The organism is Micromonospora sp. CNZ299, from assembly GCF_002754415.1.
The window spans coordinates 6943337-6956637 of sequence record NZ_PEFG01000001.1 but is presented as its reverse complement, the minus strand read 5'-3'; the positions used below and the strand labels follow the sequence as shown (position 1 = coordinate 6956637).

At 72.3% G+C, this 13301-nt stretch carries 12 protein-coding genes; 8 read left to right on the top strand and 4 right to left on the bottom strand.

Annotation, left to right across the window (positions count from 1 at the left end; genetic code table 11):
• Positions 1–39: 39 nt before the first annotated feature.
• Complete coding sequence (locus CLT68_RS31415; protein ID WP_099856359.1) at positions 40–894, bottom strand: alpha/beta fold hydrolase; 855 nt, start codon at positions 892–894, stop codon at positions 40–42.
• A 203-nt stretch (positions 895–1097) separates the two neighbouring features.
• On the opposite strand from CLT68_RS31415, the gene CLT68_RS31410 reads away from it, so the two are divergent.
• From CLT68_RS31410 to CLT68_RS31395, 4 genes are read left to right on the top strand one after another with little or no spacing between them, the layout of a single operon-like run.
• Positions 1098–2003 carry an ABC transporter ATP-binding protein gene (locus CLT68_RS31410; protein WP_088949598.1) on the top strand — a complete coding sequence of 302 codons (906 nt, stop codon included), beginning with the start codon at positions 1098–1100 and terminating at the stop codon, positions 2001–2003.
• Positions 2000–2800, top strand: coding sequence for an ABC transporter permease (locus tag CLT68_RS31405; protein WP_099856357.1), 801 nt, complete (start codon positions 2000–2002; stop codon positions 2798–2800). Before CLT68_RS31410 ends, CLT68_RS31405 begins: the two co-directional genes overlap by 4 nt.
• A gap of 26 nt (positions 2801–2826) precedes the next feature.
• A complete protein-coding gene (locus CLT68_RS31400; RefSeq protein WP_099856356.1) occupies positions 2827–3957 on the top strand; it encodes a histidine kinase in 1131 nt (376 codons plus the stop codon).
• Complete coding sequence (locus CLT68_RS31395) at positions 3954–4586, top strand: response regulator transcription factor (protein WP_486482393.1); 633 nt, start codon at positions 3954–3956, stop codon at positions 4584–4586. Before CLT68_RS31400 ends, CLT68_RS31395 begins: the two co-directional genes overlap by 4 nt.
• A gap of 16 nt (positions 4587–4602) precedes the next feature.
• Here the strand turns inward: CLT68_RS31395 and CLT68_RS31390 are convergent, their stop codons facing one another.
• Both CLT68_RS31390 and CLT68_RS31385 read right to left on the bottom strand, forming a co-directional pair.
• A complete protein-coding gene (locus tag CLT68_RS31390) occupies positions 4603–5511 on the bottom strand; it encodes a L,D-transpeptidase (protein WP_099856354.1) in 909 nt (302 codons plus the stop codon).
• 86 nt (positions 5512–5597) lie between these two features.
• A complete protein-coding gene (locus tag CLT68_RS31385) occupies positions 5598–7043 on the bottom strand; it encodes an alpha-amylase (RefSeq protein WP_099856353.1) in 1446 nt (481 codons plus the stop codon).
• Between the two features lie 289 nt (positions 7044–7332).
• Here CLT68_RS31385 and CLT68_RS31380 point away from each other — a divergent pair, with 289 nt between their 5' ends.
• The 4 genes from CLT68_RS31380 to CLT68_RS31365 are packed head-to-tail and all read left to right on the top strand — an operon-like array spanning position 7333 to position 11953.
• A complete protein-coding gene (locus tag CLT68_RS31380) occupies positions 7333–8943 on the top strand; it encodes a ferric reductase-like transmembrane domain-containing protein (protein ID WP_486482392.1) in 1611 nt (536 codons plus the stop codon).
• Positions 8943–10406 carry an NADH-quinone oxidoreductase subunit NuoF family protein gene (locus CLT68_RS31375; protein WP_172862083.1) on the top strand — a complete coding sequence of 488 codons (1464 nt, stop codon included), beginning with the start codon at positions 8943–8945 and terminating at the stop codon, positions 10404–10406. The genes CLT68_RS31380 and CLT68_RS31375 overlap by 1 nt, the downstream gene beginning before the upstream one ends.
• A 24-nt stretch (positions 10407–10430) precedes the next feature.
• Positions 10431–11093, top strand: a complete 663-nt coding sequence (locus tag CLT68_RS31370; RefSeq protein WP_486482391.1) for a TlpA family protein disulfide reductase — start codon at positions 10431–10433, stop codon at positions 11091–11093.
• On the top strand, positions 11090–11953 hold the full coding sequence (locus CLT68_RS31365; protein WP_099856349.1) for a cytochrome c biogenesis protein CcdA: 864 nt from the start codon (positions 11090–11092) through the stop codon (positions 11951–11953). Before CLT68_RS31370 ends, CLT68_RS31365 begins: the two co-directional genes overlap by 4 nt.
• Here CLT68_RS31365 and serS read toward each other — a convergent pair.
• Complete coding sequence (gene serS / locus CLT68_RS31360; RefSeq protein WP_099856347.1) at positions 11950–13233, bottom strand: serine--tRNA ligase; 1284 nt, start codon at positions 13231–13233, stop codon at positions 11950–11952. The genes CLT68_RS31365 and serS overlap by 4 nt on opposite strands.
• Positions 13234–13301 lie beyond the last annotated feature (68 nt).

The window sequence follows — 13301 nt, the reverse complement described above, 5'->3', positions numbered from 1 at the left end:
GACTTCCGGAGAGCCGAGTGGATCGTGCGCTCGCCCGGTTCAGCGGCGCGGGGACTCGCTGGCGATGGTCACCTCGCGGGGGAGTGCCGCCGCGCGCAGCGCCCAGTCCAGCGCGTAGTCGGCGATCTCCTCCCAGCCGTCCTGCCCCACAGTGAAGTGCGAGCGGCCGGGAAACTCCTGGTACGCGGTGAGTGCCCGGGACTTCTGGTAGAGCCCCGCGTTGGAGCGCGCCACGGACGGCGGCACCACATGATCGAGTTCGCCGGCCATCAGCAGGAGCGGAGCCCGGTTGTTGCGCCCGGTGTCCACCTTCGCTGGCGAGGTCGGGTCGAGGTTGGCGAACGCGCCCTCGAAGAGCACCCGCCCGGCGCCCGGGACGGCGTAGCGCTGCCAGACGCGGTCGGAGTCGGCGCGGCTCATCGTGTTGCCGAAGGCGTAGTGGAAATCCTCCGCGGTGAACGGTACGGCCCGGTTGCGGTTGGCGGGGTTGCGCAGGATCGAGAAGGCCGAGCGGAGCGTGCTCAGTGGCAGCTTCAGCACACCCTTGATCGGGGCAGGAGCCACGCCGACGGCCGCCGCGCCGAGACCCCGGTCGACCAGGAGTTGGGTGATCAGTCCACCGAACGAGTGCCCCATGATGATCGGCGGTCGGACCAGCGTCCGGATGATCCGGTCGTAGTGCGCGACGATCGTGGCGATGCTCTGCTGCGCGATCGGGGTCGGATCCTCGCGCAGCTGCTCGACCTCCCGCTCCATCCCGGGCCAGGACGGGGCGAGGATCCGCAGACCCCGCGCGGCGTACCGGTCGGCCCACCCCTCCCAGCTCCGCGGGGTCATCCAGAGCCCGTGGACCAGCACGACAGTGTCGACCTGGCCCTGCGGTGTGGCACCCATCGCGTCCTCCCGGTGTCGCGGCGTCCCGGCCCGGCGGGTACCCGTTGCCGTTCGCGGAATTCCTCGCCGCCAGGACTGGCTGCTGACCTTCGTGTCACCAGGCGATGACGCCGGCCGTTGGCGACGGCCCCTGACAAATGTCACGGCCGGGACGTGACGGCCGCTCCGGGAATCGAGGTCCGCGCCGGCGGAGCATCTGTGCCATGACCAGTACGCATCCGGCCGTCGAGTTGGACGGCCTCACCAAGACCTTCGGCGCGGTCACCGCTGTCGACGGGTTGAGCCTGCGGGTGCAGCCCGGCGAGGTGGTGGCCTTCCTCGGCCCGAACGGCGCGGGCAAGACCACCACCATCGACATGCTGCTCGGGCTGGCCCGCCCGGACGCGGGCACCGTCCGCATCCTCGGTGGCACCCCGGACGACGCGGTGGCCCGGGGCCGGGTCGCCGCCGTACTCCAGACCGGCGGGCTGCTCAAGGACCTCACCGTCGGCGAGACGGTCGAGATGTCCGCGCACTTCTACCGGCACACCCGCCCGGCCGCCGAGGTGCTGGAGCGGGCCGGCATCGCCGACATCGCCGGGCGGGTGGTCGGGCGCTGCTCCGGCGGCCAGCAGCAGCGACTGCGTTTCGCGCTGGCCCTGCTGCCCGACCCGGACCTGATGGTGCTCGACGAGCCCACCACCGGCATGGACGTCGAGGGCCGCCGGGACTTCTGGCAGGCGCTGCGCCGCGACGCGCGGGCCGGACGGACCGTCATCTTCGCCACCCACTACCTGGACGAGGCGGACGCGTACGCCGACCGGATCGTGCTGGTTCGGCAGGGGCGCATCGTGGCCGACGGCACCACCGCGGCAATCAAGAACCTGGCCGCGGGTCGTACCGTGCGGGCCACCCTGCCCGGCGCCGACCAGGCCGCCCTCGCCGCGCTGCCCGGGGTGGACGCCGTGGAGGTACGCGGCGACAGCGTGCTGGTGCGCACCAGCGACTCGGACGCCATCGCCCGGCACCTGCTCACCCGGACCGCCGCCCGGGACGTGGAGATCACCTCCCGCAACCTCGAAGACGCCTTCCTCGCCCTGACCACCGCGCAGACCGGAGCCTTGAGATGACAACCCTGCCGGCCACCCCCACCCGTACCGTCGAGCCGGACCGTCGGTTGCCCGCCCTGGGCGGGTTCGCCCCCGGGGTGCTGCGCATCGAGCTGCGCCGGGTGCTGCGCAACCGCCGCACGCTCGCCTTCACGCTGATCATGCCCGGCGTCTTCTTCCTCATCTTCGGCCTGCCGCAGGGCGGGCAGAACCTGGACAACGGCCGCCCGGTGACGGCGTACGTCATGATCAGCCTGGCCGTGTACGCGGCCATGGTGGCGACCACCAGCGCCGGTGGCGCGGTCGCCACCGAGCGGGCGCTGGGCTGGAGCCGTCAGTTGCGGCTCACCCCACTGCGCCCGAGCGCGTACGTGGCCACCAAGCTGGTCACCGCGATGACCCTCGGCCTGCTCGCGGTGGTCGTCGAGTTCCTGGTGGGCGCGGCGGCCGGCGTCCGCATCCCGGCGTACGTCTGGCTGCTGTCCGGGCTCGCCGCCTGGCTAGGTTCGCTGGTGTTCGCGGCGTTCGGTCTGTTCATCGGCTATCTGGTGCCGGCCGAGAACGTCATGCAGTTCATCGGCCCGATCCTGGCCGTGCTGGCCATGTTCGGCGGCCTGTTCGTCCCGGTCGAGGTGCTGCCGGAGGTGCTCCAGCAGGTCGCGAAGTTCACCCCGGTGTACGGGATGGGCGTCCTGGCCCGCGCCCCGCTGACCGGCGACGGGGTGAGCGCGGCGGCGGTGGTCAACCTCGTCGGCTGGGCGCTGGTCTTCGGCGTCGGTGCGGCGCGGCTGTTCCGCCGGGACACCGCGCGGATCTGAGCGCACCGACGGCTAGCGTCAACCCGATGGACCTCTCGACGGGACAGCCCCGGCCGGCGAACCGCCACTGGCGGGTCACCGGCTGGTTGCTGGCCGCCGTCTGGCTGTTCTTCCTCAACGTGCCGCTCGCCACCGCGCTGCACCAGCCGGAGTTGTGGCGGCGGGTGCTCGGCGTGACGGCACTGATCGCCTTCGGTATCGGTTACGTGCTGCTGTTCCAGTGGGCCCGCCGGCTGCGCCAGGTGCTGGCGCCGATCCCGGCGGCCCGGGCACGGGCCGGGCTGGCACTGCTGCTCCTGGTGGGCCTGGCCAGCATCCCGGGCACCGGCGGGGACTGGCTGGCCACCCTGGTCTACGTGGCGGCCGCGGCGGTGTTCCTGCTGCCGCACTGGGAGGCTTTGGCGGTGGTGGTGGTCTGCGCGGTGACCCCCGCGCTGGCCTCCTGGCTGGTGCCCGGATGGCAGGCCGAGAGCGGCATCGTCTTCGCGGTGCTGCTCGCGTCGTTCGCCATGTTCGGGGTGTCCCAGTTGGCCCAGCGCAACAGTCAGCTCCAGGCCGCCCAGCAGGAGATCGGTCGGCTCGCGGTCGCCGAGGAACGGGCCCGCGCCGCCCGCGACCTGCACGACATCCTCGGGCACTCGTTGACCGTGGTGGCGATCAAGGCCGAGCTGGCCGGGCGTCTGATCGGCGTCGACCGGGACCGGGCCGCCGTCGAGATCGCCGAGGTGGAAGCGTTGGCCCGGGCGGCGCTGGCCGACGTACGGCAGACGGTTGGGGCGTACCGCGAGGTCACTCTCGCCGCGGAGCTGGCTGGCGCCCGCTCCGCGCTGGCCTCGGCGGGCATCGCGGCGGATCTGCCGGCCGAGGTGCCGGACCTGCCGGAGGAGTGGGACCGGTTGTTCGGTTGGGCGGTACGGGAAGGGGTGACCAACGTGGTCCGGCACAGCGGGGCGCGGTGCTGCACGGTCCGGGTCCACCCGGACCGGGTCGAGGTGAGTGACGACGGCCGTGGTCCGTCCACTCCCGACACCACCGGCCACGGGCTCGTCGGTCTGCGGGAGCGGGCGCGGCGGCTGGACGCCGTGGTGACCGTCGGTCGCCGGCCGGAGGGCAGCGGTTTCCTGCTGCGGGTGCACTCGCCGGCGGAGGCCCGGTGAGCGGCGGGTCCGCGCGGATCCGGCTGCTGCTCGCCGACGATCAGGCGTTGGTCCGGGGTGCGCTGGCCGCGTTGCTCTCGCTGGAGGAGGACCTGACAGTGGTGGCCGAGGTCGGCCGGGGCGACGAGGTGGTGCCCGAGGCCCGGCGGACCGACCCCGACGTGGCCCTGCTGGACGTGGAGATGCCCGGCCTGGACGGGATCGCCGCCACCACCGCGTTGCGCGCCGCGCTGCCGACCTGCCGGGTGCTGGTGGTGACCACCTTCGGCCGGCCCGGCTATCTGCGCCGGGCCATGGAGGCCGGCGCGAGCGGCTTCGTGGTCAAGGACACCCCGGCCCGGCAACTCGCCGACGCGGTCCGCCGGGTGCACGCCGGCCTGCGGGTCGTCGACCCGACGTTGGCTGCGGAGACCCTGGCCACCGGTGTGAGTCCGCTGACCGAGCGGGAGACCGAGGTGCTGCGTACGGCCCGTGGCGGTGGAACGGTCGCCGACCTGGCCCGGGCACTGCGCCTGTCCGAGGGGACGGTGCGCAACCACCTCTCGGCGGCGATCGGCAAGACCGGTGCCCGCAACCGCGCCGACGCGATCCGGGTCGCCGAGCAGAACGGCTGGCTGCTCGGCGAGTGACAGTGCCTGCTGACGGTCAGGCGGTCGGCGGCGGGGTGGGCAACCGGTCGACCACCAGCACGCTGCTGCCGGGGCGGACCTCGGCGAGCAGTTCCCGCTGGCCGGAGCGGGTCAGCCGGATGCAGCCGTTGGTGGTGTTCTCGCCCAGCTCGTCGTCGTTGTGCCAGGTGTGCACCCCGATGTGCGCGCCGCGCAACCCGGCCGGCACCGACTCCGGGTCGTCGGGCACCGAACCGAGGGCGTAGATGTCCACCCCGCCGTAGACCGACTCCGGCGGTGGGGTGCGACCCAGGACGAAGGTGCGCCCGAGGGGAGTTTCCTGCCCCGACTGGCCGAGGCTGACCTCCCAGGAGCGCACCGCCTTGCCGGCCCGGTACCAGGTGAGACGGTGGACCTTGCGTTCCACCACGATCTGGTCGCGCAGTGGCACGGTGTCGAACCCACCGGGGGGCAGCCAGGCGAGCCGCCGGTTGGCCGAGGGCAGCAGCACTGCCGTCCAGCCGGCGTGCCGATCGGCGATCGGCATGGTCAGCTCGACGCCGCGGATCGTCGGTTCGAGGAACGCTCGCGGACGACCGCCGGGAGCGTCGTACGCGGCGATCCGCGTGGTCGGGTGCGCGCCCTCGGTCAGCGGTGTGGTGTCCATGGTGGCCGGGTCGGCTGGGAACCCTCTGGGGGCGGGGTCGTAGTCGACCACCGGCAGCCCGGCCGGGGCGGGCGCGGCCGGGGGGATCGGCTCCTCGGCGTTCTGCTCGACACTGCTCGGCGTCGGGTCGGCCGCCGCGACGACCTTCTCCGGGGCCGTCGGGCTCGGGGTGAGGGCCTGGCCGATCAGCAGCGCGCTCACCAGCAGCACGGGCACGGCGATGGCGGCGGCCACCCAGACGCCACGGCGGCGGTACGGGGACTTTCCGGCAAACTCCACCAAATGACTGTATAGGACGCAGGTTCGCCAGGAAGAGCCCCTTGCCAGACAAAATGCGATAACAGAGGGCTCTTCCCGGCGGTGCGTCAGACCCGTGCGCCGATGTGGATCGCCACGGCGTCGTGTGCCGGCACGTTGGCCGCGAACCAGCCGCTACCGTCCACCGTGATCACCGGTCCGCTGCACGTGCCGCCCGCGTACGTGCCGTGGATGACGTCGCAGTACCGACCGGCGGGCAGCCCGGTGTAGTAGGAGCGGCCGTTCACAGCGGAGTCCTCGTCGTTGACGGTGATGAAGCCCTTGCCGCTGCGGCTGAACGCGATGTGGTTGTTGCCGTTGTCGTACCAGTTGGCCACGCCGGCGCCCTCGGTGGCGTTGCGGAAGCCCACCATGTTGGCGATCACCGGCCAGCGGTGTTCACACTCCCAGCCCGAGTAGCAGGTGGCGTTGAGCGTCTTGTTGGCGCCGTCCGAGGGTGGGCCGGCGTCCCGGTTGCTGAAGGTGTAGCTGGACATCACGGTCGGCGAGCCGTACGGCCAGGCCAGCATGAACGCGTTCGCCAGGGAGTAGATGCCCCGATCCTTGTAGGTCAGCACCCCACCCGAGTCGCGCTGGGTGTCGTGGTTGTCGACGAACACCGAGGCCTTTCCGGTGGGCAGGTGCCCCCAGCCCTCGCCGAAGTTGCGCAGGTACGCCAACCGCTCCGAGCGGAACACCCGGGCCAGGTCCTTGCCGTAGCGGAACTCGTGCACGTCACCGTTGCCGGTGTACTCGGTCGGCTGGACCGGCTCGCCGGCACCATAGATGACCTCCTGCACGATGTACGCCGAGCGGGAGAGCTTGCCCCTGATCGCGGCGATGTCGGCGGCCGGCATGTGCTTGCTGGCGTCCAGTCGGAAACCGTCCACACCGAGGGAGAGCAGGTCGTTGAGGTACGAGGCGATCTTCGTGCGCACGTACTCCGACTCGGTCTTGAGGTCCGACAGGTTGACCAGCTCGCAGTTCTGCACCTCGTACCGGTCGTTGTAGTTGGCGATGTCGTCGCCGCCGTTGCGACCGCAGTGGTGGAAGTCCTGGGTCTGGTAGATGCCCGGGTAGTCGTAGTGCGAGAAGGACGAGCCGGCCCAGCCGGTGCCGCCGTTGTCCTGACCGGACATGTGGTTGATCACCGCGTCGACGAGCACCTTGACCCCGGCCGCGTGGCAGGTGTTCACCATCGACTGGAACTGGGCCCGGGTGCCCTTGCGGGACTCGATCCGGTAGCTGACCGGCTGGTACGCCAGCCACCACTGGTTGCCCCGTACGTGTTCCTGTGGGGGCGAGACCTGCACGTAGCCGTAGCCCTTCGGGCCGAGCGTGCTCTGGCACTCGCTGGCCACCGAGGGCCAGTTCCACTCGAAGAGCTGGACGATGACCTTCTTGGAGCCGGACGGGGCGGCGACGGCCGGTGATGCCGGCGCGGTGGCGGGGAGAAGCAGGCTGGCGACCAGGCCGAGGGCGAGGATCGCCGAGCCGCGTCGACGTCGGTGCATCGAGGACTCCTGACGAACGCAGGGCGGGGGTGGGGGTGGGGGTGGGGGCGCGGCGGGAAATGCTGGGTTGTCGGAATCTTGCAACCCATGCTGAAAATTTCCGAAAGATTACAAGCCTGTTGCAGCCGCTGTCAATGCATGGACGGTCGTCACTGCAACGACCCGCGCGGGTGAGCGTGCGCAACGCACGTTGGCGGCAGTCGGTTCGATCCCGCCCCAGAAATTTTTGGCAGCGGGTGATCCGCGCGCCCCCACCGTCCGTACTGGATGGGGGAGCAGGGGTCGGCCGGTGGTACGCCGCCGCGAGACGATCGAGGAGCAGATGGCCCGGGCACAGCAGGACAAGAAGGCGGCGACCGTCCGGACCAGCGCCAGCAGTCGGGGGGTGCGGACCCGGTCGCGGTCGGCGACAGCCATGCTGATCGCGTCGGTGCTCGCCGCGCTCTGGGCTGCGGTCATGCTGACCGGCGCCGGCCAGAAGGCGTACGCCTACGGCTTCTTCTTCACCGAGTTCTTCGCCGGGGTGATCTCCCTGGTGGCGTTGAGCCTCACCGTGATGCTCGGTCTGCTCGCCACCGACCGGTTGGTGCTGCGCATCTCGCACCGGGTGCTGATGCAGTCGGCGCACCGGGCCACCGGTGTGCTGGGCGTGGCCGGGCTCGGCTTCCACGTCCTCACCAAGATCGCCACGGGCCGGGCGGCGGCGACCGACGCGGTGGTGCCCTTCGTCGGCGGCCGAGGGCTCTACGTCGGGCTCGGCACGGTGGCCGCCCTGCTCATGGTCAGCGTGATCTGGACCGGAATCATCCGGGCCCGCTTCGCGGGCGTCGGTCCGAAGTGGCTGTGGCGCACGCTGCACTCCACCGCGTACCTGGCCTGGCCGTTCGCTGTCTTTCACGGCCTCAACGCCGGTCGGGCCGCAGCGCCCTGGGTGATGTTCAGCTACCTCGGCTGCATTTTGCTGGTGGTGCTTGCCCTGCTGGTCCGGTTCTCGGTCACCATCGGTCGGCGCAGCCGCGAACAGCACCAGGCCGCGGTGCGCAACGCGGTGATGGTAGGCCGGGCCGAGGAGGCGAAGACCGCCCGATCGCTGCTGGCCGGGTTGGGTCGGCGCAGCAAGGCCGCCGACAAGCGTCCCGCCTGGGCGGAGACCACCACCGCCACCTGGGCCGCGCCGGCCGCGCGACGTGACCCCGAACGGTTCACCGTCCCCGTGGTGCCCGAGCCCGGTTCCCTCGTCGAGCCGACCCGGCCGAGCCGACGTCGACGGGAGGAGGAGCCGGTGGCCCGCCGCGACACCGAACGCTCCCGCGGCCGGCGCGACGAGGTGGAGCCCACGACCCGCCGGTCGACCCGCCGCGGCGTCGAGGAGACCGACACCCGCCGGCGCGACGAGGAAGAGCTGGAGCCGGTGGCCCGGCGTCGCGGCTCGCGTACCCGGGACGAGGACGTTCCGACCGGCCGGCGACGCGCCGAGGACCCGGTCGTCGAACGGTCCAGCCGCCGGTCCCGCAGCGAGGACGACGGCAGCCGGTACTCGGCCCCGCCGACGGTCGAGCCCGAGGAGCCGTGGGACAGCCCGCGCCGGTGGCAGGCCGCCGAGCCGATCTCCGCCGGCCCGATCTCCAGCAGCCCGATCTCCGCGACGCCGCGCAGTGACAGCGGCTGGCACAGCGCCGACGAGGACCTGGCGGACGAGCCGGACTACTGGCGCCCGCCAGCCCGGTACGTACCGGACGAGGTGCCGCCGCCGGTCGACGACACCCCGACCCTGGTCGACCTGGCCTCCCGGCGCGCGCGCCGGACGGCCGGCGAAGGCCGGTCCGCCAAGCGCCGCAAGGCCAGCGCCGACGCGGTGGACGGGGCGTACTGGGCCGGGCTGCGAGGTGAGGCGAAGTGATGCGTACCGCCGTACCACCGGTCGCCTGTGTGGGCGAACCCCGGCTCACCGCCGGCTTCGCCGAGTACGGCCGACTCGACCTGCTCGCGCACGAGGAGGTGCACGGACCGATCGGCCCGATGGAGCCGGCGCAGCTGCTCCGGCTTGCCGAGGGCATGCAGCTCAAGGGCAAGGGCGGAGCGGGTTTCCCGTTCGCCCGCAAACTGCGCGCGGTGCTGGAGTCCTGCGAGCGGCAGGACCTCGCCGCCGTGGTGGTGGTCAACGCCACCGAGGGGGAGCCGGCCAGCTGGAAGGACAAGGTGCTGCTGACCCGCGCGCCGCACCTGATCCTGGACGGGGCGGCGCTGGCCGCGTACGCGCTGGACGCCGACGAGATCGTGATCGGCGTGGCGGACGACGGGGTCGGCCGGGACTCGCTGATGGATGCGCTCGAAGAGCGCCGGATGCCGGTGCAGACGACAATCGTCACAGTGCCGCACCGGTTCATCTCCGGTGAGGGCGGCGCACTGGTCAACGGGATCAACGGGCTGCCGCACATCCCGCCCGGCACCAAGAAGCGCTCCAGCGACTCCGGGGTCAGCGGCCTGCCCACCCTGCTCTCCAACGCCGAGACGTACGCCCAGCTCGCCGTCGGCGCCCGACTCGGCCCGTACGAGTACGCGGCCCTCGGCACCGACGACGAGCCGGGCACCGTGCTGCTCACCGTGACCGGCGCGGCGGGCCGGCCGGCAGTGGTCGAGTGCACCGCCGGCATGCCGCTGCGCGACGTCCTCGACCTGTGCGAGGTGCCGGAGATTCAGGGCATCCTGATGGGCGGCTACCACGGCAAGTGGATCACCCCGGAGGCGGCGGAGACGGCCGAGGTCTCCCGCAAGGGCCTGGCTGCGGTAGGCGGCACCCTCGGCGCGGGCATCATCATCCCGCTCGGCGTCGACACCTGCCCGCTCGGTGAGGCCGCCCAGGTGGTGCGCTACCTGGCCGGGGAGTCCGCCGGCCAGTGCGGGCCGTGCAAGATGGGCCTGCCGGACCTGGCCCGCGCCGTGGACCTGGCCGTGGCCGGCAGCCAACCGGCGGACGTGGTGCGAGCCGCCGCCGGCGAGGTGAAGGGCCGGGGCGCGTGCAGCCACCCGGACGGCACCGCCCGGTTCGCGCTCTCCGCGATCGAGGTCTTCGCCGAGGACCTGCGGCTGCACAGCACCGGCGACGGCTGTGGGCGGCGGGTCAAGGGCGTGATGGGGCTGCCGGGCGCACCCGACGAGAACCCGCAGAAGCTCACCCTGGACTGGTCGCGCTGCGACGGGCACGGCCTCTGCGCGCATGTCGTACCGGACTTCATCCGGCTCGACGCGAACGGATACCCCGCCTTCCCGCCCACCCCCGTGCCGACCTGGCTGCGCGAGGGCGCGCTGAAGGCCGTCAAGGTGTGCCCGGAGCTGGCTCTGCGCCTCGCCAAGGCCGAGTAGGGAAGGGCACCCAGTCAACGCCTGATGAGCGTCGGGAAGGGTCCCTTCCTGACCGGAACGGAGAAGCGGATGCCCAGTGGCATGGCATGGACGGCGGCCGGGCATCTACGCCGCGCCGCCACCGCCGGGACACTCGTCGTGGCCCTGTCCGGCGCTGCTGCCTGCACCGGCACCGCGCCGGGTGGCCCCGCCGTCGCCGGATCGGCCCCGGCCTCGACCGGTACGGCGACCACACCGACCGGTACGCCGGCCGGCGGGCCACCCGCAGCCCCGGCGCAGGTCCCGGACATCCTGCGCTTCACCGGCACCACCCTCACCGGCGCCGCGTTCGACGCCGCGCAGCTCGCCGGCAAGCCGGTGGTCCTGTGGTTCTGGGCGCCGTGGTGCGCCACCTGCGCCAGCCAGGCCTGGACTGTCGCCGAGGTCGCGCCCCGATACCGGGACACCGTGCCGATCATCGGCGTCGCGGGGCTGGGCGAGCAACGCGCCATGAAGGAGTTCGTCACCGAGTTCGACCTCGCCGGGACGCCGCAGATCGAGGACCGCAAGGGCGCGCTCTGGAAGCGGTTCAAGGTGACCGAACAGAGCATCTTCGTGATCATCGACCGGAACGGCACAGTGGTCCACCAGGGCTTCCTCGACGGTGAGGCGCTCACCGCCCGCGTCGCCGCCCTGGCCGGGGCGTGACCGCCGCACTGCTGCTCGCGCTGACCGCCGGCATGCTCGGCGCGGTCAACCCGTGCGGCTTCGCGTTGCTGCCCGCGTACCTCTCGCTGTTGGTCGCCGGTGCGTCGGACGCCCGCGGCGCGGTCGGCCGCGCGCTCACCGCAGCGGCCGGGCTGACAGTGGGGTACGTGCTGGTCTTCGGCGCGTTCGGGCTGGCGCTCGCGCCGCTGGCCGGCTGGCTGCGACCCCGGCTGCCCTGGCTGACCGTGACGCTCGGCGTGCTGCTGGCGGTGGCGGGCTGCTGGCTGCTCGCCGGACGGCGACTGCCCTCCCCGGGCTGGTCGACCCGAGCGCCCCGGCTGACCCGTTCCTGGCCGTCGATGGTCCTGTTCGGTGCGGCGTACGCGCTCGCGTCGCTCGGCTGTGCCATCGCGCCGTTCCTGGCCATCGTGGTGACCAGCCTCCAGGCCGGCTCGACCGGCCAGGGGGTGGCGCTCTTCGGCGCGTACGCCCTCGGGATGGGTCTGGTCGTCGCGGTCGCCGCGCTCGGCGTGGCGCTGGTGCGCGACGGCCTGGTGGCGCGGCTGCGCGTCGCCGGCGCGCTCGTGCCCCGGCTCAGTGGCCTGATGCTGCTGCTCGCCGGTGGTTACGTCGCCTGGTACGGCTGGTACGAGCTACGGCTGGCGGCCGGCCGCCGCGACGCCCTGCGGGACCCGGTGATCCGGGTGGCGTCGGAGGTGCAGCACGCCCTGGCCGACGCTCTCGACGCCGTCGGCCCACCAGTGCTGCTGGCCGCTCTCGCCCTGCTCGCCGCGCTGGGCGCCTGGATGCGTCGACGGGGGCGCGGGGCGGACCCGGCCCCCGTCGAACGGACCGGCTAGCGCGGGGTCAGACGGTCGGTGCCCAGGCGGTCCTGGAGGACCTTCGGGATCAGCACCGAGCCGTCGGCCTGCTGGTTCTGCTCCAGGATGGCCGGGAAGAGCCGGCTCGTGGCCAGCGCCGAGCCGTTGAGGGTGTGCACGAAGCGCGTCTGCTTGCCGCCCGGCTCCCGGTAGCGGATGGCCGCCCGACGGGCCTGGTAGTCGCCGGCCCAGGAAACCGACGACACCTCCTTGTACTTGCCGGTGCTCGGCATCCACACCTCGATGTCGAGGGTCTTCTTCATCGAGGCGCTGGCGTCACCGGCGGAGAGCAGCGTGCGCTGGTAGTGCAGGCCCAGCCCCTCGACCAGGCTCTCGGCGTGGGCGAGCATCTCATCCAGAGCGGCGTCGGCCTGCTCCGGCAGGGTGAACTGGAAGATCTCCACCTTGTTGAACTGGTGCCCGCGCACCGTGCCGCGCTCGTCGGAGTGCGAGCCGGCCGACTCCCGCCGGTAGCACGGCGTGTACGCGAAGGCCTTCAGCGGCAGCTTCGGGGTCTCCAGGATCTCGTCCTGGTACGCACCGAGGATCGCCGTCTCCGACGTGGGCAGCAGGAACTGCCCGCGCGGGGCGGACGCCGAGTCCAGGTGGTAGACGTCGTCGTAGAACTTGGGGAACTGGCCGGCGGCGAAGCCGGCCGAGTCCAGCAGGAGGTGCGGCGGGAGCAGGAACTCGTAACCGGCCTTGATGTGCTGGTCGACGAAGTAGTTGAGCAGCGCCCACTCCAGCCGGGCACCGACGCCGGTGTAGATCCAGAAACCGGACCCACCGAGCTTGACCCCCCGCTCGTAGTCGACCAGGCCCAGCGCGCGGCTCAGCTCGACGTGGTCGCGGACCTTCTCGATCACCGGCGGCTCGCCGAAGGTCTTCACGACCCGGTTGGCTTCCTTGCCGCCGGCCACGACGTCGTCGCTGGGCAGGTTGGGCAGCTCACTCATCGCGTCGCGCAGCCGGGCCTGCACCTCGTCCAGCTGGGACTCCAGCTCGGCGAGCTGCTTACGCTCGGCCTCCGGCGCGGCGGCCTGCGGCTCCTCGCCGGCGCGCTTGGCCTGCGCGTACGCCCGGGCCTCCGCCTTGCGGCGTTGCCGTTCGGCGTCGATCTCCGTGATCAGGGCGCGTCGTTCCTGGTCGAGCCGCTGAATCTCGTCCAGGGCACTGGTGACCTCGGCGGGATCCAGACGCTTCGCCAGCGCGGTCGCCACCGCCTCGCGATCCTTCCGGATCAACTCCATGTCGAGCATGCTGCTCTGTACGCCTCCGTCCGGGGTTCACAGGTGAACCACCAGATGCTACCGTCGCGGGCTTTTCC

What these genes read in the sequence shown, in the direction of transcription:
- CLT68_RS31400 (WP_099856356.1), top strand. Translation starts at nt 2,827, where the DNA reads ATGGACCTCTCGACGGGACAGCCCCGGCCGGCGAACCGCCACTGGCGG.
- CLT68_RS31375 (WP_172862083.1), top strand. Translation starts at nt 8,943, where the DNA reads ATGCGTACCGCCGTACCACCGGTCGCCTGTGTGGGCGAACCCCGGCTC.
- CLT68_RS31385 (WP_099856353.1), bottom strand. Translation starts at nt 7,043, where the DNA reads ATGCACCGACGTCGACGCGGCTCGGCGATCCTCGCCCTCGGCCTGGTC.
- CLT68_RS31370 (WP_486482391.1), top strand. Translation starts at nt 10,431, where the DNA reads ATGAGCGTCGGGAAGGGTCCCTTCCTGACCGGAACGGAGAAGCGGATG.
- CLT68_RS31405 (WP_099856357.1), top strand. Translation starts at nt 2,000, where the DNA reads ATGACAACCCTGCCGGCCACCCCCACCCGTACCGTCGAGCCGGACCGT.
- CLT68_RS31410 (WP_088949598.1), top strand. Translation starts at nt 1,098, where the DNA reads ATGACCAGTACGCATCCGGCCGTCGAGTTGGACGGCCTCACCAAGACC.
- CLT68_RS31415 (WP_099856359.1), bottom strand. Translation starts at nt 894, where the DNA reads ATGGGTGCCACACCGCAGGGCCAGGTCGACACTGTCGTGCTGGTCCAC.
- serS (WP_099856347.1), bottom strand. Translation starts at nt 13,233, where the DNA reads ATGCTCGACATGGAGTTGATCCGGAAGGATCGCGAGGCGGTGGCGACC.